This window comes from Klebsiella sp. BIGb0149 (assembly GCF_004362605.1).
GTDB lineage: Bacteria > Pseudomonadota > Gammaproteobacteria > Enterobacterales > Enterobacteriaceae > Klebsiella > Klebsiella terrigena.
Genome location: NZ_SNYG01000007.1, coordinates 288,954 through 313,085 on the forward strand (window position 1 = coordinate 288,954; position 24,132 = coordinate 313,085).

The 24,132-nt window shown below is 57.4% G+C and carries 24 protein-coding genes, 1 tRNA gene and 1 pseudogene; 6 read left to right on the plus strand and 20 right to left on the minus strand.

The features are described 5' to 3' along the window. Positions 1-571 precede the first annotated feature (571 nt). The 3 genes and pseudogenes from EDF75_RS22695 to EDF75_RS22710 all read right to left on the minus strand — a co-directional run bounded on the left by EDF75_RS22695 (position 572) and on the right by EDF75_RS22710 (position 2,634). Positions 572-1,437: pseudogene (locus EDF75_RS22695) on the minus strand (integrase arm-type DNA-binding domain-containing protein). A 302-nt stretch (positions 1,438-1,739) separates the two neighbouring features. Further along, positions 1,740-1,815: transfer RNA gene (locus EDF75_RS22705), tRNA-Phe, on the minus strand. A 105-nt stretch (positions 1,816-1,920) separates the two neighbouring features. Further along, positions 1,921-2,634 (minus strand): DUF554 domain-containing protein, encoded by a 714-nt coding sequence (locus tag EDF75_RS22710; RefSeq protein WP_133600952.1) that lies wholly within the window; start codon positions 2,632-2,634, stop codon positions 1,921-1,923. 431 nt (positions 2,635-3,065) lie between these two features. Between EDF75_RS22710 and EDF75_RS22715 the strand changes: the two genes are divergently transcribed. Continuing rightward, a complete protein-coding gene (locus EDF75_RS22715; RefSeq protein WP_133600953.1) occupies positions 3,066-5,204 on the plus strand; it encodes an ornithine decarboxylase in 2,139 nt (712 codons plus the stop codon). Between the two features lie 71 nt (positions 5,205-5,275). On the opposite strand, the gene EDF75_RS22720 is transcribed toward EDF75_RS22715, so the two are convergent. From EDF75_RS22720 to mutY, 4 genes are all read right to left on the minus strand, one after another. Continuing rightward, positions 5,276-6,529, minus strand: coding sequence for a nucleoside permease (locus EDF75_RS22720; RefSeq protein ID WP_133600954.1), 1,254 nt, complete (start codon positions 6,527-6,529; stop codon positions 5,276-5,278). A gap of 241 nt (positions 6,530-6,770) precedes the next feature. Next, complete coding sequence (mltC, locus tag EDF75_RS22725; protein ID WP_133600955.1) at positions 6,771-7,853, minus strand: membrane-bound lytic murein transglycosylase MltC; 1,083 nt, start codon at positions 7,851-7,853, stop codon at positions 6,771-6,773. Positions 7,854-7,902: 49 nt separating this feature from the next. Next, the gene (locus tag EDF75_RS22730) at positions 7,903-8,178 is read right to left on the minus strand and encodes an oxidative damage protection protein (protein ID WP_041147215.1); all 276 of its coding nucleotides are present in this window, start codon (positions 8,176-8,178) and stop codon (positions 7,903-7,905) included. A 28-nt stretch (positions 8,179-8,206) separates the two neighbouring features. Continuing rightward, the gene (gene mutY, locus EDF75_RS22735; RefSeq protein ID WP_133600956.1) at positions 8,207-9,265 is read right to left on the minus strand and encodes an A/G-specific adenine glycosylase; all 1,059 of its coding nucleotides are present in this window, start codon (positions 9,263-9,265) and stop codon (positions 8,207-8,209) included. Between the two features lie 136 nt (positions 9,266-9,401). On the opposite strand from mutY, the gene trmB reads away from it, so the two are divergent. From trmB to EDF75_RS22750, 3 genes are read left to right on the plus strand one after another with little or no spacing between them, the layout of a single operon-like run. Continuing rightward, a complete protein-coding gene (trmB, locus tag EDF75_RS22740) occupies positions 9,402-10,121 on the plus strand; it encodes a tRNA (guanosine(46)-N7)-methyltransferase TrmB (RefSeq protein ID WP_133600957.1) in 720 nt (239 codons plus the stop codon). Next, positions 10,121-10,447, plus strand: coding sequence for a YggL family protein (locus EDF75_RS22745; protein ID WP_041147212.1), 327 nt, complete (start codon positions 10,121-10,123; stop codon positions 10,445-10,447). The genes trmB and EDF75_RS22745 overlap by 1 nt, the downstream gene beginning before the upstream one ends. Before the next feature lie 50 nt (positions 10,448-10,497). Next, complete coding sequence (locus EDF75_RS22750) at positions 10,498-11,217, plus strand: YggN family protein (protein WP_133600958.1); 720 nt, start codon at positions 10,498-10,500, stop codon at positions 11,215-11,217. Between the two features lie 60 nt (positions 11,218-11,277). On the opposite strand, the gene EDF75_RS22755 is transcribed toward EDF75_RS22750, so the two are convergent. The 8 genes from EDF75_RS22755 to EDF75_RS22790 all read right to left on the minus strand — a co-directional run bounded on the left by EDF75_RS22755 (position 11,278) and on the right by EDF75_RS22790 (position 18,092). Then, positions 11,278-12,525 carry a sugar ABC transporter permease gene (locus tag EDF75_RS22755; RefSeq protein WP_041147210.1) on the minus strand — a complete coding sequence of 416 codons (1,248 nt, stop codon included), beginning with the start codon at positions 12,523-12,525 and terminating at the stop codon, positions 11,278-11,280. Positions 12,526-12,529: 4 nt separating this feature from the next. Further along, positions 12,530-13,342: an ATP-binding cassette domain-containing protein gene (locus EDF75_RS22760; RefSeq protein WP_045857052.1), complete on the minus strand. Its 813-nt coding sequence runs from the start codon at positions 13,340-13,342 to the stop codon at positions 12,530-12,532. 61 nt (positions 13,343-13,403) lie between these two features. Continuing rightward, complete coding sequence (locus EDF75_RS22765; protein ID WP_133600959.1) at positions 13,404-14,450, minus strand: ABC transporter substrate-binding protein; 1,047 nt, start codon at positions 14,448-14,450, stop codon at positions 13,404-13,406. A gap of 314 nt (positions 14,451-14,764) precedes the next feature. Continuing rightward, on the minus strand, positions 14,765-15,904 hold the full coding sequence (gene hemW, locus EDF75_RS22770; RefSeq protein ID WP_133600960.1) for a radical SAM family heme chaperone HemW: 1,140 nt from the start codon (positions 15,902-15,904) through the stop codon (positions 14,765-14,767). Continuing rightward, the gene (locus EDF75_RS22775) at positions 15,897-16,490 is read right to left on the minus strand and encodes an XTP/dITP diphosphatase (RefSeq protein WP_045857059.1); all 594 of its coding nucleotides are present in this window, start codon (positions 16,488-16,490) and stop codon (positions 15,897-15,899) included. The genes hemW and EDF75_RS22775 overlap by 8 nt, the downstream gene beginning before the upstream one ends. 26 nt (positions 16,491-16,516) lie before the next feature. Beyond that, on the minus strand, positions 16,517-16,807 hold the full coding sequence (yggU, locus tag EDF75_RS22780) for a DUF167 family protein YggU (RefSeq protein WP_041147205.1): 291 nt from the start codon (positions 16,805-16,807) through the stop codon (positions 16,517-16,519). Next, positions 16,804-17,370, minus strand: coding sequence for a YggT family protein (locus EDF75_RS22785; protein WP_041147204.1), 567 nt, complete (start codon positions 17,368-17,370; stop codon positions 16,804-16,806). Before EDF75_RS22785 ends, yggU begins: the two co-directional genes overlap by 4 nt. A gap of 17 nt (positions 17,371-17,387) precedes the next feature. Then, on the minus strand, positions 17,388-18,092 hold the full coding sequence (locus EDF75_RS22790) for a YggS family pyridoxal phosphate-dependent enzyme (protein WP_133600961.1): 705 nt from the start codon (positions 18,090-18,092) through the stop codon (positions 17,388-17,390). 16 nt (positions 18,093-18,108) lie between these two features. Between EDF75_RS22790 and EDF75_RS22795 the strand changes: the two genes are divergently transcribed. Continuing rightward, entirely contained in the window at positions 18,109-19,089 is a 981-nt protein-coding gene (locus EDF75_RS22795; protein WP_133600962.1) for a type IV pilus twitching motility protein PilT, read from the plus strand. Between the two features lie 346 nt (positions 19,090-19,435). After that, entirely contained in the window at positions 19,436-20,089 is a 654-nt protein-coding gene (locus EDF75_RS22800; protein WP_133600963.1) for a LuxR C-terminal-related transcriptional regulator, read from the plus strand. 44 nt (positions 20,090-20,133) lie between these two features. Here the strand turns inward: EDF75_RS22800 and ruvX are convergent, their stop codons facing one another. The 5 genes from ruvX to endA all read right to left on the minus strand — a co-directional run bounded on the left by ruvX (position 20,134) and on the right by endA (position 24,052). Beyond that, on the minus strand, positions 20,134-20,550 hold the full coding sequence (ruvX, locus tag EDF75_RS22805; RefSeq protein ID WP_041147200.1) for a Holliday junction resolvase RuvX: 417 nt from the start codon (positions 20,548-20,550) through the stop codon (positions 20,134-20,136). Next, the gene (locus EDF75_RS22810; RefSeq protein ID WP_041147199.1) at positions 20,550-21,113 is read right to left on the minus strand and encodes a YqgE/AlgH family protein; all 564 of its coding nucleotides are present in this window, start codon (positions 21,111-21,113) and stop codon (positions 20,550-20,552) included. The genes ruvX and EDF75_RS22810 overlap by 1 nt, the downstream gene beginning before the upstream one ends. 438 nt (positions 21,114-21,551) lie before the next feature. Then, complete coding sequence (gene gshB / locus EDF75_RS22815; protein ID WP_076946673.1) at positions 21,552-22,499, minus strand: glutathione synthase; 948 nt, start codon at positions 22,497-22,499, stop codon at positions 21,552-21,554. 20 nt (positions 22,500-22,519) lie between these two features. Continuing rightward, the gene (rsmE, locus tag EDF75_RS22820) at positions 22,520-23,251 is read right to left on the minus strand and encodes a 16S rRNA (uracil(1498)-N(3))-methyltransferase (protein WP_133600964.1); all 732 of its coding nucleotides are present in this window, start codon (positions 23,249-23,251) and stop codon (positions 22,520-22,522) included. Between the two features lie 93 nt (positions 23,252-23,344). Further along, a complete protein-coding gene (gene endA / locus EDF75_RS22825; RefSeq protein WP_133600965.1) occupies positions 23,345-24,052 on the minus strand; it encodes a deoxyribonuclease I in 708 nt (235 codons plus the stop codon). Between the last annotated feature and the right edge of the window lie 80 nt (positions 24,053-24,132).

Below are 24,132 nucleotides of genomic sequence, written 5' to 3' on the forward strand. Positions count from 1 at the left end.
ACAAATACTGTATATGCATACAGTATTTGTTTACCTTACTTCTCTCCAGCAGCCCTGTCAACAGATGAGACGCATTCGTATTTGTCAGCCGGGGTATGCCGCTCTGCGGCACAGAAGGTGGGGAGAAAAAGTTAAAGAGGGCGCAGAAGTCAGTCCGCAGAAGCCCGGCGTAGCTGGCAGCTGTTTGATAGGTTCTGTCAATCCCCATCCCCGCCTTGATAAGCCACACCCGCGGATAACGCTTCGGGAGCTGCTGTGCGCGGTCGGAGTGTCAGTCGCAGTCGGGGCATATCTCCGCGTAAGCGGGCCGTAGGGCCGCTTACGAGCGTGTACCCAGAGCTCACCGCAGCACTGCCAGCTCCAGGCGTCTGATCACAGCGTCCGGCTGCCCGCAGATGATGAACGTCTAGTGGATCACAAGACCAGGATAGTCCGACGAGTTTTGATCATTCATCACCCCATGTTCACTGTTTAGTATTAATAGGGTTTAGGTGTGTCCTGAATTACTGATCCACAATAGCCGGGGGTTATTTGATATAACAGCCGGTCCTTGCTTATAAAAAATCTGTTCTCATGGCACCTGATATTGTCGTGCATAAATATAGGGCGCAACATATCCCTCCCGGCTGACTTCCAGATAATCAGACCACCACTGCATCATTTCGATTCTGGCTTCCAGATGTTCTGCCTTATGCACGTAAGCAGCCCGTACGCCGTTGCGCTCTTTGTGACTCATCTGCCCGCTCAATGGAGTCTTTTGACCAGCGCCCGGACTCGTTCAGGGCGCTACAGGCCATGATCCTGAAGCCGTGGCAGCATACTTCGGTTTTGGTGTCATAGCCCATCACGCGCAGCGCCTTGTTGATGGTATTTTCACTCAGCGGCTTGTCCAGTGTATGTGCGCCTGGAAAAACGAACACCGACTCACCGGAAATCACCTGAATCTGTTTCAGCAGGGCAACCGCCTGATGCGACAGAGGCACCAGATGTTCATCTTTCATTTTTGCACCGCGCTCTGAAAATCTCACGCCTTTTACGGCCTCACGCTTTGCAGGCACCGTCCAGATATGGGCCTTCAGGTTGAACTCATCCCAGCGGGCGAGGCGTAGTTCACTGGAACGCAGAAAGGCATGGAGATTGGGTCCTGGCGCCAGGCGGGTTGCTGAGCAGGGAAGAGCAGAGGCTGGACGCCAGCAGCTTACGCGCTGCATCGCGTTTTTCGAGGGCGTTAGCCAGCGTCACCTGCGGATAGGGACCAAAGGCCAGACGGTTTTCCTTACCGCCTAAGCGATAGCGGAAATACCATAACTTAGCGCCGTTGGCGGATATCGTCAGGTACAGGCCTTGTGAATCGGAAGGTTTGTAGGATTTTGCGAGATATTTGGCTGCGCGGATTTTACTGTCATTCAGGGCTATGTGAGGGTCTCCATCGTTCATCGAACTGAACGACCCGTAATCTGACCCAAAATTTTCCGGATACGAAGGGATAAATCAAAACGCATCGGGGAAGACTTTTAATCTAACGTATTGAATTACATATACATAAAAATTCACAGGGAAGCATAAAAGAAGAATAATGGTGCCTGGACTCGGACTAATGCCGAAGGCGTTGAACGGCGAGCCTGTCGCGCCGGCCCCGCAGGGGTGAGCCGCTGGCGGCGAATAATCGAACGCAGTTTGATGGAGAGTCCGGCCGCAGAAAAGCAAAAACCCGCCTTTTGGGCGGGTTCTTTAAATAGTGGTGCCCGGACTCGGAATCGAACCAAGGACACGGGGATTTTCAATCCCCTGCTCTACCGACTGAGCTATCCGGGCAACGGGGCGCATTAAAACCGATTCGCCTCGCTGCGTCAACGAAATTTCATCAAATCAACGCAGGATGGACAATCTATCACCACATTGCATTAAAAGCACGCACCTTCAGGCGAAAAAGAGGCTCCAGGCAGCCGACAGCGGCATGGCCAGCACCAGCGCCGGCAGCATATTGACCACCGCAAACATCTTGATGCCGCAGATGCGCAGCCCGGTCGCCAGCAGCAGCATTCCGCCAACGGCGCTGAAATCAGCCATCATCATCGGGGTCGTCAAAGGCATAATTAACGCCGCGCAGGCCGCCAGGGTGAGCTGAATAGCCAGCATCGGGACGCTTATCGCCGCGACGGCAATGCCGAGAGAACAGGCAAAGATGGTGGCGGTGAAAAAGTCGAGGAACGCTTTGGCAATAAGAATGCTGGCGTCGCCGGTCATGCCTTCGCGCATCGCGCCGAAGATCCCGGTGCCGCTGGCGCAGAACAGCACGATAATCGCGACGTAGCTCTGAACAAAAGAGTCATGGGCGGCAACCCGCCGCTTGCCCTTGGGCGAAAATATCTGCTGGAGCTTGCCGACCAAAGCGTTGGTCCCTTTCTCCATATTGCACACTTCGCCAAGCAGGGCGCCCAGAAGGGTGGCGAGCACCATCACCGGCAGGTTGGCGCATTTAATCACTAATAAAATACCGATGCCCAAAGAGGCGAGGCCAAAAATAGAGGTCATCGCTGTGCGGATGCGCTCCGGCAATCTCTGGCTTAAAAGTGCGCCAATAATGCCGCCTAACAGCACCGCACCGGCGTTAATAAAAGGTCCTGTAACCACAGTGTGCTCCCGCTAATTATCCCTAATAAGTGCATTATTATGAACCTGTCACGGCGTAAACGCTTGTGGAACCGTGGTGTGACTGCATATGCAATTGATCTTGCCTGGGTATGGCAAAGGTGACATTATTGCGCGAATTTTCTTCTCTTCAACTATGAGGCCGCCGGGATGATCGCATCACCAACGCATTGCCGCCGCGCGCGGATGCGCAAGCCGCCTCATCTTGCTACTCTTAGTCTCGATCCTCTTCCCCTCATGCGGTGAAGGCAGCGTATGCTCACTGCAGGACAACAGTAAAAGCGGACCCGGTCTGCTTTTACTGATGTCGGGCGGTCGGAGCTGGAATCCAGTCGGACCCTGACATTTCGTTGGACAAGGCGTGAACGCCTTGTCTGAGGCCTTTTACTCTCCGGAAACGGGTATTCGCGCTAATGAAATCAATGCACATTGCCGCCAGCTGCGAGCTGGTCCCCCATCTGTCCACCCACCGTCGCGTGGTCGCGCTGGACAGTACCGATTTTACCGATGTGGCGGCAGTCGTCATTACCGCAGCGGACAGCCGCAGCGGCATCCTCTCTCTGCTTAAGCGTAGCGGGTTTAACCTGCCGGTCTATCTGCTAAGCGACAGCGAAATGGCAAAACCTGACGGCGTCGCGGCGGTGATGACCGGCAAAGAGCAGGAGTGGCTGGAGCTGGAAGCGGCCGCCTGCCGCTATGAAGACAACCTGCTGCCGCCGTTCTTTAATACCCTGACCCAGTACGTCGAGATGGACAACAGCACCTTTGCCTGTCCGGGACATCAGCACGGAGCGTTTTTTAAAAAACACCCCGCGGGCCGTCAGTTCTTTGACTTCTTTGGTGAGAACGTCTTCCGCGCCGATATGTGCAATGCCGACGTCAAGCTGGGTGACCTGCTGATCCACGAAGGCTCCGCCAAGCACGCGCAGAAGTTCGCGGCGAAGGTGTTTAACGCCGACAAAACCTATTTCGTCCTTAACGGCACCTCGGCGGCGAACAAGGTGGTCAGCAACGCGCTGCTCACCCGCGGCGACCTGGTGCTGTTCGATCGTAATAACCACAAATCCAACCACCACGGCGCGCTGATTCAGGCCGGGGCCACGCCGGTCTATCTGGAGGCCTCGCGCAACCCGTTCGGCTTTATCGGCGGCATCGATGACCACTGCTTTGATGAAGGCTATCTGCGCAACCTGATCCGTGAAGTGGCGCCGGAAAAGGCCGATGCGCCGCGGCCGTTCCGCCTGGCGGTGATTCAGCTTGGCACCTACGACGGGACCGTCTACAACGCCCGTCAGGTGGTGGATAAAATTGGCAGCCTGTGCGACTACATCCTGTTTGATTCCGCGTGGGTCGGCTACGAGCAGTTTATTCCGATGATGGCCGACTGTTCGCCGCTGCTGCTCGATCTGACGCCGGAAGACCCGGGCATCTTTGTCACCCAGTCGGTGCACAAACAGCAGGCCGGTTTCTCGCAAACGTCGCAGATCCACAAAAAGGATAACCACCTGCGCGGCCAGGCACGATTCTGCCCGCACAAGCGGTTGAACAACGCCTTTATGCTGCACGCGTCAACCAGCCCGTTTTACCCGCTGTTTGCGGCGCTCGACGTGAATGCCAAAATTCATGAAGGCGAAAGCGGCCGCCGGCTGTGGGCAGAGTGCGTGGCGCTGGGTATCGAAGCGCGTAAGGCGATCCTCGCCAGCTGTAAGATGTTTCAGCCCTTTGTTCCACCGACGGTGGCCGGGCGTCCGTGGCAGGATCATCCGACCGAAGCCATCGCCCGCGAGCGGCGCTTCTTCAGCTTTGAGCCGGGCGCCAGCTGGCACGGCTTTGAGGGCTATGCGGGCGATCAGTACTTCGTTGATCCCTGCAAGCTGCTGCTGACCACGCCGGGCATCGACGCGCAAAGCGGCGAATATACCGACTTCGGGATCCCGGCGACGATTCTGGCGCACTACCTGCGCGAGAACGGCATTGTGCCCGAGAAGTGCGATCTGAACTCGATTCTGTTCCTGCTGACCCCGGCCGAGAGCGCTGAAAAAATGGCGCAGCTGGTGGCGATGCTGGCGCAGTTTGAACAGCATATCGAAGCCGATACCCCGCTGGCCGACGTGCTGCCGACCATCTTTAACAAGTATCCGGTACGCTATCGTGATTACACTATCCGCGAGCTATGCCAGGAGATGCACGATCTGTACGTCAGCTTCGACGTAAAGGACCTGCAAAAAGAGATGTTCCGCAAGCGGAGCTTCCCGAGAGTCGTGATGAATCCGCAGGACGCGAACCGCGAGTTTATCCGCGGTAACGTTGACCTGGTGCGCCTGAGCGAGGCCGAAGGCCGCGTGGCGGCGGAGGGGGCGCTGCCGTATCCGCCGGGGGTGCTGTGCGTGGTGCCGGGCGAGGTATGGGGCGGAGCGGTGCTGCGCTACTTCCTCGCGCTGGAGGAGGGCGTCAATATGCTGCCCGGCTTCTCGCCGGAGCTGCAGGGCGTCTACAGCGAAACGGATCCTGACGGCATTAAGCGGCTGTACGGCAACGTGCTGAAGGCATAAAAAAACGCCCCGGCGCGAGCGCGGGGCGTGGCGTTTTGTAGCCCGGCAGGCGTCGCGCCGCCGGGCTGCTATCAGGCGCTCTGCTGGACGGCGGCAGGCTCTCTGACGTGCTTGTATTTAAACAGCGCGACGAAGGCGAAGGCCAGAACCAGCGAGTATCCGGCGAAGATCAGCCATACCGGCTGCCAGTTGGTGATGCCGTCGGTGGTATACATCTCCACCACTTTCCCGCTCACCACGCCGCCAAGAATACAGCCGAAGCCGTTGGTCATCATCAGGAACATCCCCTGGGCGCTGGCGCGAATTTCCGGCCTCACCTCTTTCTCGACAAACACCGAACCCGAGATGTTGAAGAAGTCGAAGGCGCAGCCGTAGACAATCATCGACAGAACCAGCAGCACGGTGCCGAACGGCGTCGGGTCGCCGTAGGCGAACAGGCCAAAGCGCAGCATCCACGCCACGATACTGATCAGCATGACGTTCTTGATGCCGTAGCGGCTCAGGAAGAACGGAATGGTCAGGATAAACAGGGTTTCGGAGATCTGCGAAATCGACATCATGACCGACGCATGCTCGACGATAAAGCTGCCCGAGAACAGCGGGTTATTGTCGAAGCTGTGCAGGAAGGTATTACCGAACATGTTGGTGATCTGCAGCTCTGCGCCCAACAGCATGGAGAAGATAAAGAAGATCGCCATCCGTTTGTTTTTGAACAGGGCAAATGCGTCCAGGCCCAGCATGGTGCTCCAGCTCTGGTTTTTCTGCTGGTTAGAGACCGGGATATGCGGCAGCGTCAGGGTGAACAGCGCCAGCACGACGGAGAGCGTTGCGCCGATATAAAGCTGCATATGGCTCAGCTCGAAGCCGGCGAAGCTGACGGCCCACATCGCGATGATAAAACCGATGGTTCCCCAGATACGGATAGGCGGGAAATCGGCGACGATATCCATACCGGCGGATTTCAGACGATAGTAGGAAATGGTGTTAATCAGCCCCAGCGTTGGCATATAGGCCAGCGAGTTGAGGAGAATAACCAGGAACATCTCCCCCGGCGTGGTGACCTGAGCCGCCATAAACAGCGTCCCCGCCCCGACCAGATGACAAAGCGCATACACCCACTTGGCGCTGATCCACTTATCCGCCACGATGCCCAGCAGCGTGGGCATAAACACGGCGGCAATACCCAGAGAGCTGTATACGGCACCGATCGACGCTCCGTCAAACTTAAGCGTCACAAACATATAGGAGCCTAGCGTAGTCAGCCAACTACCCCACAGGCAGAACTGCAGAAACGACAATATTTTAAGCTGCAGCTTAAGGTTCATGTTATTTTCCTCACGAGTAAGCGGGGGAGATGTTGTTATGGTTACATTCAGGACTACGATTTGATGAAATTCTATCAGCAAGCGCCATCATGTTTTGTTACCTTCCGCAAATAAATGCAATCCATATTAATTTGCAGATTAGATTGTGATGCAAATAACGTTTTCGTATGGCGGGCGGTGAAATGGCACGAGACGATCCCGGCTCTCGCGCGTGCCGAGAGCCGGGTAGAGGGCAAAGTCCCTATTTGCGGCGGTAGGACTTCTGCGCCGTGTTGACTTTATACAGGTAGCGGCGGGATTCCCCTGAGGGGTGGCGGGTGGTGAGCGTCGTGTAGACGTCCCCCGGCGTCATGCTGTTAATGATATTGGCAGCCTGGACCTTATCGCTGGAGAAGACCCGCAGTACGCTCCCCGCGCCGCCGTTATAGGCGGTGATCACCGCGTAGCGCCGCGAGGTGGGGTTGTCGATGCCGGCGAGATAGACGTTGTTCAACATCGCCAGATACGCGGTGCCGGTGTCGATATTATTGGCCGGATCGAACAGGAAGCTGCGGCTCGGCAGGCCCGATCTCCCCTGGGAGCGGAACACGTCTTTCCCGGCGCTGTGCTGGACGACCTGCATCAGGCCCAGCGCGTCGGCATGGCTGACGGCGTAAGGGTTGAAGGAGGATTCGGTCTGCATAATTGCCAGGATCAGCGACTCGTCAATGCCGTACTTCCGCGCCGACTGGCGCACCATACCGATATACTTATGCGCGCGCTTATCGAGGTGGTTCGGCACCAGGCTGATGGTGATGCTGTAAATCATCCGCAGGCCGTTGCTGCGGCTTTTCAGCCGGGTCTGCAGCAGATAGTCGGCGTAACGCGACGCGCGCCACTCCCAGCGAATCGGATCGCCGTGATTATCCACCACCTGGCCGTAGAGGAACGGCTCTTTCGAAATCTGGATATCGTCGGCGTCGGAGTAGAGGTCAATGGAGCCCGGATCGTCGCCCATCAGCAGCGTTTTGATGATGGTCTGACGAAGACGGCCGGTGGGATCGGTACCGGCGATAGTCTCGACGGTAATGGTACCCTCATCAAAGTTGATATGGCTACGGGTCTGATAACCGTCGGTATATTTAACGTAGTCTTTCGGCCCGGCGAGCAGGACTTCGTTATAACCCCAAATATTTTCGACGTTGTGGGCGAACTGGCCCATCAGGATATCGAAACCGTTGGTGTCCTTTACCCACGCTTCGTCATACCCGGCGCCCTTTTTATTCGAGCTGGAACACGAAACGAGCAGAGGCGCAATGAGCGCTAGCGCTAAATATTTTTTCATCATTCCGGGAGCGTGCGTTGTGTTGGTGGTGGTAAAAGCCGTCAGGCCCTTACCGTTTTTCCGGCGGCGTATAGCCTTCGATATGCACATCCTTCCCTTCAAACAGGAACTGAATCATCTCCTGCTCCAGCAGCTTGCGGTGCTCTACGTTCATCATGTTGAGCTTCTGCTCGTTGATCAGCATGGTCTGCTTGTGCTGCCACTGGGCCCAGGCTTCTTTGGAGATCTCGTTATAGATGCGTTTGCCGAGATCGCCCGGGTAGAGCTGGAAATCCTGGCCATCCGCTTCGCGCTGCAGGAAAGTACAAAAAATAGTTCTGCTCATGATTAATCCTCTTTAATTCGCCTGAACGCTATACCAGCGCCCTGGCCTTAAGCTGTTGCAACAGGCGTTCCACGGGAGCCGCCAGGCCGACCGACGGCGGCTGCGCTAAGTTATACCAGAGTGCGCCAGCTTCATCCATGCATGCGCCTGATGAGTGCACTGTAAGCCACATCGGCACAATATCCAGGTGGAAATGGCTGAAAGTGTGGCGAAACGCGGTCAGCTGCGTCAGATTATCGGCCTGAATCTGCCGCTGTGCCAGCCACTCGCGCAGCGCCTCTTCGTCTTCAAACTGCGGAAAACAGAATAATCCGCCCCACAGACCTACCGGCGGGCGCTGGGCGAGAAACACCTCTTCGCCGTGCTGCATCAGCAGAAAATAGCCGCTGCGTTGCGGAATGGTCTGCTTCGGTTTCCTGCCGGGATATTGAGTCCATGAATTATTGGCGTAGGCCTCGCAGCCGTTATTCAGCGGGCACAGCGCGCATTTAGGCTTCGAGCGGGTGCAGACGATCGCCCCGAGATCCATCATCGCCTGGTTAAAACGCTCGACCCCTTTGGCCGGCGTCACCTCTTCGCTAATCCCCCAAAGCTGCTTCTCTACCTCTTTTTTTCCCGGCCAGCCGCTTACCGCATAGCAGCGGGCCAGCACGCGCTTCACGTTGCCGTCGAGAATCGGAAAATGCTTACCCAGAGAGAGCGATAAAATGGCGCCCGCCGTCGAGCGTCCGACGCCGGGCAGGGCGGCCACTTCGTCAAAGGTCTGCGGGAACTCGCCGCCGTGCTGGCTGGCCACCTGCTGCGCCGCCTTATGTAAATTACGCGCTCGGGCGTAGTAGCCAAGGCCGGTCCACAGATGCAGGACTTCGTCCAGCGGGGCGTTGGCCAGATCGATAACCGTTGGGAAACGCGCCATAAAGCGTTCAAAATAAGGGATTACCGTTGCCACCTGCGTTTGTTGCAACATCACCTCGGAGAGCCATACTTTGTAGGGCGTTTTGCCGATTTGCCATGGCAGGGTTTTACGCCCGTATTTGTCGTACCACTCCAGCACCTGGGCTGAAAATTGCGCGGCGAGAAAAGTCAAAGCTGCAGCTCCGGAATTGCGATAACAGGGTGGCAGATTGCAGCACAAGGGCGAGAGGCTGTAAACCCTTGCATCCGTCGGGTAACTTTGGATAATGCCCGTTTTCCGCACACATTCACAAGCAGACCTAACCTTTATGAAAAACGACGTCATATCTCCGGAGTTCGATGAAAACGGCCGCCCTCTGCGCCGCATTCGTAGCTTCGTCCGCCGCCAGGGCCGCCTGACCAAAGGGCAACAGCACGCGTTGGATAATATCTGGCCGGTGATGGGCGTTGAGTTCACCGATGCGCCGCTTGATTTAGCTTCGCTGTTTGGCCGCGAGGCGCCGGTCACCTTAGAGATCGGTTTTGGCATGGGCTCCTCGCTGGTGGCGATGGCCAGGGCGAAACCGGAGCAGAATTTCCTCGGGATTGAAGTACACTCTCCGGGCGTCGGGGCGTGCCTTGCTTCCGCTGAGGAAGAGGGTGTACAAAACCTGCGCGTGATGTGTCACGATGCGGTCGAAGTGCTGCACACCATGATCGCGGATAACTCCCTTAATATGGTGCAGCTCTTTTTCCCGGACCCGTGGCACAAAGCGCGGCATAATAAGCGCCGCATCGTGCAGGCGCCGTTCGCTGAACTGGTTAAAAGCAAGCTCAAGCTCGGCGGCGTCTTCCATATGGCGACCGACTGGGAACAGTATGCCGAGCATATGCTGGAAGTGATGTCGTCGCTCGACGGCTACCGCAACCGGTCGGAAAGCAACGACTATGTACCGCGCCCGGAATCGCGCCCGGTAACCAAATTTGAACAGCGTGGCCATCGTCTTGGCCACGGCGTATGGGACTTAATGTTCGAGAGGGTGAAATAATGGCAAAGAATCGTAGCCGTCGTCTGCGTAAGAAAATGCATATCGACGAGTTTCAGGAAGTGGGCTTCTCCGTCGCCTGGCGTTTCCCGGACGGGAGCAGCGAAGAGCATATCGACCAGACCGTGAACGACCTGATCAATGAAGTGATCGAGCCGAACAAGCTGGCGTTTGACGGCAGCGGCTACCTCTCCTGGGAAGGTCTGATCTGCCTGCAGGAAATCGGTAAATGCACCGAAGAGCACCAGGCCATTGTCCGCAAGTGGCTGGAAGAGCGTCAGCTTGCCGACGTGCGCACCAGCGAACTTTTTGACATCTGGTGGGACTAAGTTTGACGAGGGTCGGCAATTGCCGACCCGTTTTGTCTGAAGGGAGCTTTATGATGCGCAAAATGCTGCTGGCGGTGGCGCTGTCCGTCACCGCTTTGACCGCGCATGCGGACTACCAGTGTAGCGTCACGCCGCGCGACGACGTGATCCTCAGCCCGCAGAAGGTGCAGGTGAAAGGGGAGAACGGCGATCTGGTGATTATGCCGGACGGTAGTCTGACCTATAACGGAAAACAGTATTCCCTGAACGCGGCCCAGCGCGAGCAGGCTCAGGATTATCAGGCCGGCCTGCGCAGCAGCCTGCCGTGGATTGACGACGGCGCCCGCGCGCGGGTTGAAAAAGGCCGCAAGGCGCTGGATAAAATCATCACCGAACAGGTGGGAACCAGCAGCAGCATGCACGGTCGTCTGACCAAGCTGGACGCGCAGCTAAAAACGCAGATGAATCGTATTATTGAACGTCGCAGCGATGGGCTGACCTTCCACTATAAAGCGATCGATCAGGTCCGCGCCGACGGCCAGCAGCTGGTCAATCAGGCGATGGGCGGCATCCTGCAGGACAGCATTAACGAAATGGGCGCGAAGGCGGTTCTCAAGGGCGGCGGTAACCCGCTGCAGGGGATCCTCGGCAGCCTTGGCGGCCTACAAACGGCGATTCAGGAAGAGTGGAAGAACCAGGAGGCGGATTTCCAGCAGTTTGGCAAAGACGTCTGCAGCCGGGTGGTTTCCCTTGAAGATAGCCGCAAGACGCTGGTGAGTTCACTGAAATAACCTATTCATTGCGCGGCCCGCAACGTCCGGACCGCGCAATACTCTCTTTAATCGTCCCGATTAGGCACGTCCGTGCGATACGCGCGAGCGGCGGGCCAGCGAGTCGATAATCACCGCAATCGCCAGCACGCAGCCGGTAATGATATAGCGCAGCGATGAGGGCAGATTCAGCAGCGTCAGACCGTTCGAAATCGACTGAATAACGATGATCCCCAGCAGCGCGGACCAGGCGCTGCCGCGCCCGCCAAACAGGCTGGTGCCGCCGATCACCGCCGCGGCGATGGCGTTGAGGTTAACGTCGCCGGTACCGGCCTGCTGGCTGGCTGAGGCCAGGCGTGAAGCCGCCAGAATCCCCCCGAACGTCGCCAGCGTCGCGCAGAGCACAAAGGCGCTGACGTAAATGGCCCTGACGTTAATCCCCGAACGACGCGCGGCCTCGCGGTTGCCGCCGACCGCAAACATCGAGCGTCCCCATTTTGTCCGCTTCAGCGCATAGTTGAGCACCATCGCCGCCGCGACAAACAGACCGAAAATCCACGGCACGCCGCGGCCCAGGTTGAGGTAGAAAACGGCGGCCTCAAAAATCACCGTCAGCAGCACCGCGCGCAGCAGCAGCGAGCTGACGGACTCCGCGGAGAGGTTAGCCTGCAGGCGGCGTACGCGGGTTTTCAGGCCAAACGTCAGCAGAGCCAGGCCGGGCAGAAGCGCCATGGTATGGGAGAACCAGCCCGGCATGACCATCAGCTGGCCGAAGCGAACCAGCGGCGAAGCGTAGGGCAGGTTGATGCTGCCGCTGGGGCCGAGAATGTACAGCTGCATCCCGAGCAGCGCCAGCAGGCCGGCGAGCGTCGCTACGAAGCTCGGCATCCCGACGCGGTTATAGAGCAGGGCGTATATCAGGCCGACGGCGATACCGCACAGCAGCGCGACGCCAATAGCCGCGGCGACCGGCCAGCCCGCGTTGACCCACAGGACGCCGACAATCGCCGAGGCCAGGCCGCTCATCGAGCCGACGGAAAGGTCGATTTCGCCCAGCATCAGCACGCAGACGATCCCCAGCGAGATAAAGCCTACGGTAGCGCAGTCAAAAAGCAGGTTAACCAGGTTATTCGGCGCAATAAACACCGGGTTGAGCCAGGTAAACACCAGGGAGATAACGATCAGCCCGGCAATCACCGGGGCGGTGCCGAGATCGCCGGTCTTGATACGGTTGATTTGCGCACGCACCACGCCGAACAGACCATCGTTGTGCTGGACGCGCTCATCGCTGCGATCCAGGGCCGGGCGGGATTCTGTCTTGCTGTTCATAAAATTAAATCACTCCCGAAGAACTTAACTGTGATTTACGTTCAACGCGGCGCGACACGGCGTTTTCCGTTGCACCGGTAATGGCGGCGACCAGCTCCTGGTTGGTGGCGTCGGGGGTGAAGACCCCCTTATTGCGCCCGAGGCGCAGCACCACGATGCGATCGGCAACGGCCCGCACGTCTTCCATGTTATGGCTGATAATAATGACGCCGAGGCCGCGTTCGCGAACGCGCTCGATCAGGTTGAGCACTTCCGCCGTCTGGGCGACGCCGAGGGCGGCGGTCGGCTCATCCAGCATGATGATTTTTGGATTCATCAGCAGGGAGCGGGCAATGGCGACGGTTTGGCGCTGGCCGCCGGAGAGCGAGGCGATGGGTTCGCGCACCGACGGAATTCGGGCCGCCAGCTCCTGCAGCAGCGTCCACGCCCGCACCTCCATGGCGACCTCATCCAGCTGTAAAGGCGAGATCTCCTGGCCTAAAAACAGGTTGGCCACCACGTCCAGGTTTTCGCACAGGGCTAAATCCTGAAAAACCGTGGCGATGCCGTATTCCAGCGCTTTTCCCGGGCTATCAAGCGTGACGACCCTGCCGTCGAACTCAATGGTGCCGTCGGTGGGCTGATGAACGCCGGCGAGGATTTTGACCAGCGTAGATTTTCCCGCGCCGTTATCGCCCACCAGCGCCACCACTTCACCGGCGTGGACCTCCAGCTCGATATCCGCCAGGGCGCAGACGGCGCCAAAGTGTTTAGAGACGTTGCTGAGCTTCAGGATCGGCTGCCCGGCCGTGGATATTTTCTCTTGTTCTTGCGACATGGAAGAGACCTCAACTATTGCGAAACTACGCCCGCCGTTGGATGACGGGCGCGTGGCAAAATTACTTTTCGATGCCTAACTTCTGGCAGGCTGCGGCGTATTCGCCGGTACAAACCTGAGCGTAGGTCTGGATCTTCTTATCGAAGATTTCCGCTTTAATATTTTTCGCGGTGATCACCGCCGGGGTGAAGAGCTGCGAAGGGGTGTTGTACAGGGTGGTGCTGGCCTGCGGCTTCTTACCCTGAATAAACTCAACGGCCACTTTTGCCGCCGCCGCCGCGACGATCTCAGACGGTTTGGAGATGGTGTTGTACTGGTCGCCGGCAATAATGAGCTGCAGCGCGGCGATGGTGGCATCATTGCCGGTGACCGGCGGTACCGGCTGTACGCCAGCGGCTTTGAAGGCGGCAATCGCCCCGCCGCCGGTGCCGTCGTTGGCGGCAACCACGCCTTTAATTTTGTCGCCAAAGCGGGTTATCTGCCCGGCAGCCCACTCCTGCGCTTTTGGCGGCGCCCATTCCGGCGTATCAAATTCTGCCAGGGTTTTGTAGCCCGACTCCTTCAGGCCGCGGTGGATACCGTCGCGGATCAGCCCCGCCGCCGCGTCGGTAGGGGAGCCGTTGATTTGCAGCACGCCGGCATCCTGCGGCACGCCGATCTCTTTCAGATGGCTGGTTAAGGATTTAGAGATGGCATAGCCAATCCCTTCGTTATCAAACGAGACGTAGAAATCTGCCGGTTTCGCCGGGATGGGGCGATCGTAGGCGATCACTTTGACATCCTGCGCCTGGGCGTTGGCGACCAGCGCAGCGGCGGCGGAAGAGTCCACCGGATCGAGAACGATGATTTTCGCGCCCTGGGCAATCACCGAGTTGAACTGCTGCTGCTGCAGGGTGGCGCTGGCGTTGGCGTTTTGATAAATGACCTTGCAGTCGGCGCACAGTTTGCTCATCTCCGCCTTGAAGCCGGGAAAATCATGCTGCTCGTAGCGCGTCGATGCCTGGTCGGGCATTAAAAACGCGACCGTGGCGGATTCCGCTGCCTGTGCTGAAGCGGTAATGCCGGTGGATATTGTTGCAAGTGCGATAAAAACTTTACGGTAATTCATTGCCTTACCCTCTTTTTTATATGCTTGAGCCCGCCGGCATGGGCCGACGTCATAAAGACTTTTTTAATAAGAGTTACCAATAATTCACATGTAGGATACTTCGGTTTTACATTTGCTCAACCGATGAAGCAGGATTACCACCGTGCAAAAAAGGAGTCAAGAAATGGAAAAATATCGATGTGTATTTGTGATTGGCTGCAAAGATCTGAATAAAAAAGGAGCAGGCGCTTTGACCGAAGCGCGGAGGGAAAAACAACGGTGAGAAGAGGGGGCGTGCGGGAAAAAAAACGGGCGGCGAAGGGCCGCCCGGATGCTTAATCTTCGCTCAGGAACAGCTCCAGCAGCGAGTTTAAAAACAGCTTGCCGTGCTCGGTTATCTGCCAGCAGTGCGCGTCCTCAGCCAGGTAGCCCTGGGCGATGGCGGCGGCAATTTGCGGGCGAATCACGTTCTCATCAAGGCCGGTATAGCGGCTGAACTCGGCGCGCGGCGCGGCTTCCAGCAGGCGGAAACGGTTCATAAAGAACTCGAACGGCTTATCCGCCGCCTCGACGTCGTGCTGGCGCTCAAGGTAGCGGCCTTCCATGTAGCCGCGCGGATGGCGCGTTTTTGCCGTTCGCAGAATGCGTCCGTCAGGGAACGTCACCTTACCGTGCGCCCCGCAGCCGATGCCGAGGTAGTCGCCAAAGCGCCAGTAGTTAAGATTGTGCTGACACTGGTAGCCGGGTTTGGCATAGGCGGAGGTTTCATACTGCTGATAGCCTGCCGCCGTCAGCAGCTGATGCCCCTGTTCAAAAATATCCCACAGCGCATCGTCATCCGGCAGCACCGGCGGACGGGAGCCGAACAGGGTATTCGGCTCAATCGTCAGCTGATACCACGACAGGTGCGGCGGGTTGAGCTCAATGGCCTGGCGCAGATCGTCCAGCGCTTCATCCAGCGACTGGTCCGGCAGGCCGTGCATCAGGTCAAGGTTGAAGCTGCGCAGGCCGAGGCCGGTGGCCAGGTGCGCCGCGCGTTTCGCCTCGTCAGGGCCGTGAATACGTCCCAGGCGCTGCAGCTTTGCCTCGCTAAAGCTCTGCACGCCGATGGAGATCCGGTTGACCCCCGCGCGCTGATACTCAACAAAGCGATCGGCTTCCACGGTGCCGGGATTGGCCTCCATGGTGATCTCGGCGTCGGCGGCCAGTGGCAGGCAGGCGCGAACGCCGTCAAGCAGCGTCTGCATCGCCGGCCCGGAGAGCAGGCTAGGCGTACCGCCGCCGATAAAAATAGTCCTGACTTCACGGCCCTGGGCGTAGTGCGCGTCGGCCCGCAGATCGTTGAGCAGGTGCTGCACGTAGTCGTCGTGCGGCACCTCGCCCTTCAATGCGTGCGAGTTAAAATCACAGTACGGGCACTTCTGCACGCACCACGGGATGTGAATATACAGGCTCAGAGGTGGCAAATTAGCCATTACGTAATGCTTCCAGTAACAGTTTCAGCGCGCGCCCGCGGTGGGATATCGCGCTTTTTTCTTCACGACTCAGCTCCGCCGCGGTTTTACCCTCAGACGGAACAAAGAAAATAGGATCGTAGCCAAAGCCGCCGCTGCCTGCCGCGCTGCGGGCAATCACGCCCGGCCAGCTACCGTGACAAACAATCGGCGTTGGGTCCGCGGCATGGCGCAGGTAGACCAGCACGCAGTGGAACTGCGCCTGGCGCTTATCGTCGGGAACGTCGCCCAGGGCGGCGAGCAGCTTTTCCAGGTTCTGCTGGTCGCTGGCGCCTTCGCCGGAGTAGCGCGCGGAGTAGATCCCCGGCGCGCCGCCGAGCGCATCGACCGCCAGGCCGGAGTCATCGGCAATCGCCGGCAGACCGGTAATCTCTGCGGCATGGCGCGCCTTCAGAATGGCGTTTTCGATAAAGGTCAGCCCGGTTTCTTCGGCGTTATCGACTCCCAGCTCGGTTTGAGCAACGATATTCAGACCAAAATCTTCCAGCAGCGAGGCCAGCTCGCGGACCTTTCCGGCATTGCCGGTGGCGAGAACAACTTTTTGCATGATTAATCCTGTATAGAGCCAGGCTCTTATTCTGTCAGCGCCGCGACCTGAGTCGGGATCTGTTGCGGGTTAATTATTTTTATCTGCTTGTGCCGGCCCAGTTCGCCTTTTTCAAGAAGCACCTGGCTTTTCGCGACGCGAAACTGTTTGGCGAGGAACTTAATCAGATGGGCGTTTGCCTGACCATCAACGGGCGGGGCGGTAATGGCGACTTTGAGCTCGTCGCCATGTAAACCAACGATGCTATCACGGCTGGCCTTGGGCTGAATATACAGCCGCAAAACCAGCCCGTCGGCGCAGGCTTCGACGGCACTCATAGCGCCATCCACAGCCCCGGAAGCAGCACGTTACCGGTTGCCTGAAGCAGTTCGGAAATGCCCATGTTAATCACGTACAGCAGCAGAACCAGCACCATCGGCGAGAAGTCGATCCCGCCCATTGACGGCAGCAGCTTGCGAATAGGGCGCAGCAGCGGGTCGGCGAGCTGCATCAGCACGTATTCAACCGGGCTGCGGCCCTGGCTTACCCAGCTCATAATCGCCATCAGCAGCAGCACCCAGAAAATCAGCAGGCCGATAGTCTTAATCAGGATCAGCAGCGCGGAAATCCAGATGATCGGCTGGAAGGTGACCACCATAAACAGCACGATGGCTTTGATGACGCAGAGAATAAAGGCCAGCAGCATCGAGGCGCTGTCGAGCGGCCCCAGGGCCGGGATAATACGGCGCAGCGGCCCAACGACAGGCTGGGTTGCCTTCACCACAAACTGCGAGAAGGGGTTGTAAAAGTCGCAGCGTGCCCACTGCATCCAGACGCGTAACAACATGATCATGGTGTAGAGTTCAATGACCGTTGAAAGCAGGAAAGTCAACGTCTTCATGGCGTTCCTCAGATTCCTTAATTTTTGCTGTAGTCGCGCGCACCGAAGATTGCGGTACCGATGCGCACCATAGTGCTTCCCGCCGCGATAGCGGCTTCCATATCATCCGACATTCCCAGAGACAGCGTATCGACCGCAGGGTAGTGCGCCTTCAGTCGCGCAAATGCTACCGCCATTTGTTGGGCGACGGCAAACTGCCTTACATACTCTGACTCAGGGGCCGGAATGGCCATTAATCCGCGCAGCTGCAGATGCGGCAGGGCGTCGATCTCTGCCGCCAATGCATCCAGCTCCTCAGGCGGGATCCCTGATTTGCTTTGCTCGTCGCTGATATTAATTTGAATCAACACGTTAAGCGGCGGCAGATGCGCCGGACGCTGCTCGCTAAGGCGGGCGGCGATCTTCAGCCGGTCGACGGTGTGGCACCAGTCGAAATGCTCCGCCACCAGACGGCTTTTGTTGGACTGCAGCGGGCCAATAAAGTGCCACTGCAGATGGTGAGCCCCGGCATCCTGAAAATGGCGAATTTTTTCCACGCCTTCCTGAACGTAGTTTTCACCGAAAGCCACCTGACCGGCAGCCACCGCTTCTTCGATCGCGCTCGCAGGTTTGGTTTTACTGACTGCAAGCAACGTAACTTCTTCTGGCGAGCGGCCGCAGCGAGCGGCAGCGCCTGAGATTTTGTCCCGGACCTGTGCCAGGTTATGCGCAATATCGTTCATATTCCGAGGATGAGTTATGGAGCTGGAAGAAATAGTGGCCCTTAGTGTAAAGCATAACGTCTCCGATCTACACCTGTGCAATGCCTCGGCGCCGCGCTGGCGTCGTCAGGGGAGGCTGGAGCCCGCGCCCTTCACGTCGCCGGAGATCGGCAAAATACTCGCGCAGTGGCTCAATGACGATCAGCAGGCGCAGTGGCATGCCAGCGGACAGGTTGATTTCGCGCTGGCGCTACCCGGCGGGCCGCGCCTTCGCGCCAGCGCATTCGCCCACACGCGCGGGCTGTCGCTGGCGCTGCGCCTGCTGCCGGAAGCCTGCCCGCGGCTTGATGCGCTCTGCGTTCCCGCCGCGATAGCCGAGCTGCTCAATGAAGAGAGCGGGCTGATCCTCGTGACCGGCGCCACCGGCAGCGGTAAATCGACCACCCTCGCGGCGATGGTCGGCTATCTCAATCAGCGCCTCGACGGCCATATCCTGACCCTTGAAGATCCGGTGGAGTTTGTCCATGGCAGCGAGCGCTGCCTGGTCCAGCAGCGTGAAATTGGCCGCCACGCGCCGTCGTTTGCGGCGGCGCTGCGGGTGGCGCTGCGCCAGGACCCGGACGTCATTCTGCTGGGCGAGCTGCGCGACAGCGAGACCATCCGCCTGGCGCTGACGGCGGCGGAGACCGGGCACCTGGTGATGGCCACGCTGCATACCCGCGGCGCGGCGCAGGCGGTTGAGCGCCTGGTTGACGTTTTTCCTGCCCAGGAAAAAGAGCAGGTTCGCGGCCAGCTGGCGGGAAGTTTATGCGCCGTACTGGCACAAAAATTATTACCGGATATATCTGGCGGTAGAGTTGCGCTATTCGAGCTTTTGGTAAATACCCCGGCGGTGGCTAATTTGATCCGTGAGGGTAAAACCCATCAGCTGCCCGGCGTTATGCAGACCGGACAGCAGAGCGGAATGCAGACTTTTACGCAAAGTTTTCAACAGCGTGTCTCCGCAGGTCGCCTGTAGCCGGAGGTTTTATATTCAGTCATCCTGCCAGTTTGTTGTTATCATAATGTTTTATTAATGTTCTTTGATATTGATTTTAAATATAGGCAAGCGTAAATAACTACGTCAAAATAATGAGTGTCTGGAATTGGCTTAGGCATTATCCTCGCAGAAATGGGAAAAAAATAAGATTATCTTTTGACACTTTTAATGAATTCACCTTATGCTGTTTGTGGGGATAGGATGATTCCCATGAAATATTTTTTTAATATGTAAATTTATTTCAGTTTATTAATGAATATGTGATTTTTTGTTTTTAATTCATTTAACCACTATGATGGTGGATGCTTGCTAAGGAGAGTTTTAAGTGATTAATTTATCAGGTAATTGCGCTCATTCTCGTCAGATTATCTTTATTACTCATCCCTCGATTCAGAGTCAGTCTTTTGTCAGCGGACTGGCGGAAACCCTATCGATCGCAGTAACTCTGCATAATATCAATAAGCCGCTGACGCAGCGCTTAGCGAAAGACTGTGTAATATTATTTGATATTGCCGTGTCGAATAAAAAGCTGAACGGCGTGTGGCGAGATATTATTCGATCGCACGCAGAGAGCCCGCGCCTGTTGATTATCAACAGCGCACAAAAGTATGAGCTCTATGAGATGGCGCAGTGGCCCGCGCTATACGGCGTATTCCGCCATGACGATGACGTCTCGCGTTTAATTGAGGGCGTTAAGGCCGTGCTGAACGGCGAACAGACGGCTGAATTGAGCGTGATGCACCCGGCGATGTACGCTGCGAATCATGCATCGGAGCCGGCGGAAAGCTCGCCGCTGACGGAACGGGAATGTGAGATCTTAAACGAACTGCGCTGCGGTGCGACCAATATGGATATCGCCCGGGCGCTGTTCATTAGCGAGAATACGGTGCGCACTCATCTCTATAACGTCTTTCGCAAGCTGAGCGTGAAGAATCGTACCCAGGCGGTGAGCTGGGCTAACGAGCATCTCCGTCACTAGGTCGTCACGATGATGGCGCCGGCTCGGCGCCATCATGTCGGGGCTTAAAAACCCTGCTCGAAGTAGCTTTCCAGAATAACCACCGCCGAGGCGGAGTCGACGCTGCCTTTATTCAAGGCGCGAAACCCGCCGTGCTCGAAGAGCCCCGCGCGGGCCTCCACCGTGCTCAGACGCTCGTCGTGCAGGGTTATCTTGACCCCAAAGCGGCCGTGAATTTTATTGGCGAAGTTGCGCGCGCGCGCGGTTAGCGGCTGCTCGGTGCCGTCCATATTCAGCGGCAGGCCGACGATAACGGCTTCAGGCTGCCACTCTTTCAGCAGCTTTTCGATAACGTTCCAGTCCGGCTTTCCGTCCTGTGCTTTGAGCGCAGGAAGCGGGCGGGCGGTGCCGGTAATGCGTTGCCCAATCGCAACGCCGATGCTTTTGGTGCCAAAATCAAAGCCCAGTAAGGTTCCACTCATTATGCGTGCCCCGCAACGCCGGGCATCGTCACAATATCGATCCCAATCAGTTTTGCCGCTTCACGCCAGCGATCGGCAATCGGCGTTTTAAACAAAATATTCTGATCCGCCGGGGCGGTGAGCCAGGCGTTATCGAGCAGCTCCTGCTCCAGCTGTCCCTTTTCCCAGGAGGCGTAGCCCAGCGCCACCAGAACGTTGCTCGGCTGCTTATCGGTACCGAGAGTTTCCAGTACGTCCCGCGACGTGGTGATCACGGTATTGTCGGAAATACGGATGCTGGAAGAGAAGTCAGAGGGCGGCGAGTGCAGAATAAAGCCGCGATCTTCCGCCAGCGGGCCGCCAAGCATGACCGGCTTATCGAGGCGAATATCGGGATTGCGCGGCTCAGCGACAATTTTTAGCTTCTCGAGGATCCCGTCAATCTGCAGATTTTCCAGCGGTTTGTTGACGATAATACCCATGGCACCGTCATCGTTGTACTCGCAGATATAAACCACGGAGCGGCGGAATATAGGGTCCTGAAGAGCAGGCATGGCAATCAAAAAGTGATGCTGTAAATTCATTGTCAGAGGTTCTGTTCCTGGTGGTTCAAAAAGCAGCACTCAGTATGCGGGCAAAGTGCCGCCCTGTCGATTCAACTTTATCTTTCACGCTACAGGTGCGTTGGCTTCCTCACTCGCCCCGGTCACATAGTAAACTATGCTCCCGGGCGCTCGCTGCGTCGCCGCCTTCCTGTAACCTGAAATCTTTCGTTGAATCAGTTTGGCTGATTATCGGTTCGAAAAGGGCGAAGAGTAAAAAGCGAAAGATAAAGGGTAAAAAGCGAAGAGCAAGGAGCAAAGTGCAAGAGAACAAAAGAACAAAAGAACAAAAGAACAAAAGAGCAAAAGAGTAAAGGGGCGTTGGCCCCTTTACTCTTAAGCTTTCGTTGAAGCAAGCTGGCCGGTTGCGGATGCAACAAGGACGCTGCGTTTTCAACCGGCTCATCCATAAGCCGCGGATTACTTAGCGAGGCGCTTCTCGATGGCGTCCATCAGCATCCCGGTGATGGAGATCGGGAAGGCGGCCTCAATCTCGCGTACGCAGGTTGGGCTGGTGACGTTAATTTCCGTCAGGCGATCGCCGATGATATCCAGGCCGACGAAAATCAGGCCCTTGGCCTTCAGCGTAGGGCCGACGCGGCGCGCAATCTCCCAATCGCTCTCGGTCAGCGGACGGGCTTCGCCGCGACCGCCGGCGGCCAGGTTGCCGCGCGTCTCTCCGCCCTGCGGAATACGCGCCAGGCACCAGGGAACCGGCTCGCCGTCGACGACCAGAACGCGCTTATCACCGTCCTTGATGGCCGGCAGATAGTTCTGCGCCATGCAGTAGCGGCTGCCCAGATCGGTCAGCGTTTCCGCAATCACCGGCAGGTTAGGATCGCCCTCTTTCACGCGGAAAATAGAGGAACCGCCCATGCCGTCCAGCGGCTTGAGAATAATATCGCCGTGCTTTTCCCAGAAGGCTTTCAGCTGCGCCTTGTTGCGGGTGACCAGAGTTTCTGGCGTCAGGTCGGCAAACCAGGCGGTAAACAGCTTCTCGTTACAGTCGCGCAGGCTTTGCGGCTTGTTGACGATAAGCGTGCCCTTATCTTCCGCGCGTTCCAGAATATAGGTGGCATAAATGAACTCGGTATCGAACGGCGGATCCTTACGCATCAGAATCACGTCGAGATCCGCCAGCGGCAGATCCTGCTCACCGCTGAACTCGTACCACTTATCGTAATTCTGCTCTACGCTCAGCGTGCGCGTACGGGCGCGGGCTTCGCCGTTGATTAAGTACAGGTCGTTCATCTCCATGTAATGGAGTTCGTAGCCACGACGCTGGGCTTCCAGCAGCATGGCGAAGCTGGTGTCTTTCTTGATGTTGATGGTTGCGATGGGGTCCATCACGATGCCGAGCTTGATCATTATTATTCTCCGTTAACGCTTCAACCTAAGTCGCCAAAACGCACCTGTAGCGCGGTAATGGCGGTTAGCGCAGTTGTCTCTGTACGCAGAACGCGCGGTCCCAACAGAATATCAGTAAACTGGTAACGAGCGGTCATCGCGATCTCTTCCGCTGACAGCCCTCCTTCAGGGCCAATCAGCAGACGAATGCGCTCGACCGGCAGCGGCAGCGTGTTGATGCTGGCGCTGGCGCGAGGGTGCAGGTTCAGCTTCAGGCTATCATCCTGCTCCGCACACCAGGCCTCCAGCTGCATGGCCGGGCGAATCTCTGGCACCACGTTGCGGCCGCTCTGCTCGCAGGCGGCAATGGCGATTTTCTGCCACTGCTGGATCTTTTTCTGCAAGCGTTCGGCATCCAGTTTAACCCCGCAGCGCTCGGAAAACAGTGGCGTAATGAGGCTTACCCCAAGCTCGATCGATTTCTGGATGGTGAATTCCATCTTTTCGCCGCGCGACATGACCTGACCGAGGTGAATATGCAGCGGCGATTCGCGGTCGTCACGCTCGCTGCTGACGATCTCAACCGTCACGTTTTTCTTGCCCGCGTCGACGATTGTGGCTGCAAATACCTGATTACTACCGTCAAAAAGCTGAATGGCCTGGCCTTTACCCATTCGCAGTACGCGGCCAACGTGGTTCGCCGCGTCGTCGGAAAGGGCTATCTGGCTACCGACGATAATCGGCTCAGGGTGGTGGATGCGGGGAGTGCGCATGCTTGATATTCCGTTCTTCGTGCAGGCCCCCGGTTCCCCGCCGCGGCGGGAGAATAGCGGGACCTGCAAATTAACAATTGCCGCTAGTGTAGGTTAGCTCTTTTGCGCCTGGCAAGCCTGCTGGACGTAAGGATTGTGGTTGCCCTGAACTTTAGCGATACGCTCATCGCGCTCGCACTCCCAGCGGGTGACCGGGTAGGTCTTATCCCAGGCGGTAAAAAGCTGGGTTTGCTGGCGGGAAAGGGTGAGCTGATAGCTATCGCGCATATAGAAGTAGGTCCGCGCAATCGCGCCGCGCGCGCGCGCCGGCGGCTCGGCGACCTTCTCTTTAAAATCGACCTTCATCGCGCACTGGCCGTACTGGCCCTCGCCGCCGTTCCACTGGCTGTACATATAGTTAGCGCGGTCGCCGTTGACTTCGCCAACCGCCGGCTGCAGGTTGTGCATATCGCTTTCCATCCTGCGGTATACCGGATCTTTGGCGCAGTTTTTACGCCCGCCGTCCTGCCAGCACTGGCGCTGGTGGCCAAACTGCCACGCCGGGACGACGTGCTCCCACTCGACGCGGCCGGCGCGGTTTTCGTTTTTACGCACTTTATAGCCGCAGGATTGTAGATTGATTACGCCTTTTTTACCCTGCCAGTCGATTTTGCAGCCGCAGTAGAAGTCACCGGGGGCATCGGCGTTAACCTTCACTCCGGCGGCTTTTGCCTGGGAAAAACTATTGATTCCTTCGGCCATAGCCTGACCGCCACAGGCCGCAGTCAAAAGCGCTGCGGCAAAAATATGAGTACGGGACATCGTGAACTCCGTGTCAAAACGAGCCCGCAACGTAGCGAATGCGATTGTCAGATGCAATCAGTCAGATCAGAAAATTTCCA

Coding starts and splice junctions, on each gene's coding strand:
- EDF75_RS22715 (WP_133600953.1), top strand. CDS start 3,066: ATGAAATCAATGCACATTGCCGCCAGCTGCGAGCTGGTCCCCCATCTG.
- EDF75_RS22720 (WP_133600954.1), bottom strand. CDS start 6,529: ATGAACCTTAAGCTGCAGCTTAAAATATTGTCGTTTCTGCAGTTCTGC.
- mltC (WP_133600955.1), bottom strand. CDS start 7,853: ATGAAAAAATATTTAGCGCTAGCGCTCATTGCGCCTCTGCTCGTTTCG.
- EDF75_RS22730 (WP_041147215.1), bottom strand. CDS start 8,178: ATGAGCAGAACTATTTTTTGTACTTTCCTGCAGCGCGAAGCGGATGGC.
- trmB (WP_133600957.1), top strand. CDS start 9,402: ATGAAAAACGACGTCATATCTCCGGAGTTCGATGAAAACGGCCGCCCT.
- EDF75_RS22745 (WP_041147212.1), top strand. CDS start 10,121: ATGGCAAAGAATCGTAGCCGTCGTCTGCGTAAGAAAATGCATATCGAC.
- EDF75_RS22750 (WP_133600958.1), top strand. CDS start 10,498: ATGATGCGCAAAATGCTGCTGGCGGTGGCGCTGTCCGTCACCGCTTTG.
- EDF75_RS22755 (WP_041147210.1), bottom strand. CDS start 12,525: ATGAACAGCAAGACAGAATCCCGCCCGGCCCTGGATCGCAGCGATGAG.
- EDF75_RS22760 (WP_045857052.1), bottom strand. CDS start 13,342: ATGTCGCAAGAACAAGAGAAAATATCCACGGCCGGGCAGCCGATCCTG.
- EDF75_RS22765 (WP_133600959.1), bottom strand. CDS start 14,450: ATGAATTACCGTAAAGTTTTTATCGCACTTGCAACAATATCCACCGGC.
- hemW (WP_133600960.1), bottom strand. CDS start 15,904: ATGGCTAATTTGCCACCTCTGAGCCTGTATATTCACATCCCGTGGTGC.
- EDF75_RS22775 (WP_045857059.1), bottom strand. CDS start 16,490: ATGCAAAAAGTTGTTCTCGCCACCGGCAATGCCGGAAAGGTCCGCGAG.
- yggU (WP_041147205.1), bottom strand. CDS start 16,807: ATGAGTGCCGTCGAAGCCTGCGCCGACGGGCTGGTTTTGCGGCTGTAT.
- EDF75_RS22785 (WP_041147204.1), bottom strand. CDS start 17,370: ATGAAGACGTTGACTTTCCTGCTTTCAACGGTCATTGAACTCTACACC.
- EDF75_RS22790 (WP_133600961.1), bottom strand. CDS start 18,092: ATGAACGATATTGCGCATAACCTGGCACAGGTCCGGGACAAAATCTCA.
- EDF75_RS22795 (WP_133600962.1), top strand. CDS start 18,109: ATGGAGCTGGAAGAAATAGTGGCCCTTAGTGTAAAGCATAACGTCTCC.
- ruvX (WP_041147200.1), bottom strand. CDS start 20,550: ATGAGTGGAACCTTACTGGGCTTTGATTTTGGCACCAAAAGCATCGGC.
- EDF75_RS22810 (WP_041147199.1), bottom strand. CDS start 21,113: ATGAATTTACAGCATCACTTTTTGATTGCCATGCCTGCTCTTCAGGAC.
- gshB (WP_076946673.1), bottom strand. CDS start 22,499: ATGATCAAGCTCGGCATCGTGATGGACCCCATCGCAACCATCAACATC.
- rsmE (WP_133600964.1), bottom strand. CDS start 23,251: ATGCGCACTCCCCGCATCCACCACCCTGAGCCGATTATCGTCGGTAGC.
- endA (WP_133600965.1), bottom strand. CDS start 24,052: ATGTCCCGTACTCATATTTTTGCCGCAGCGCTTTTGACTGCGGCCTGT.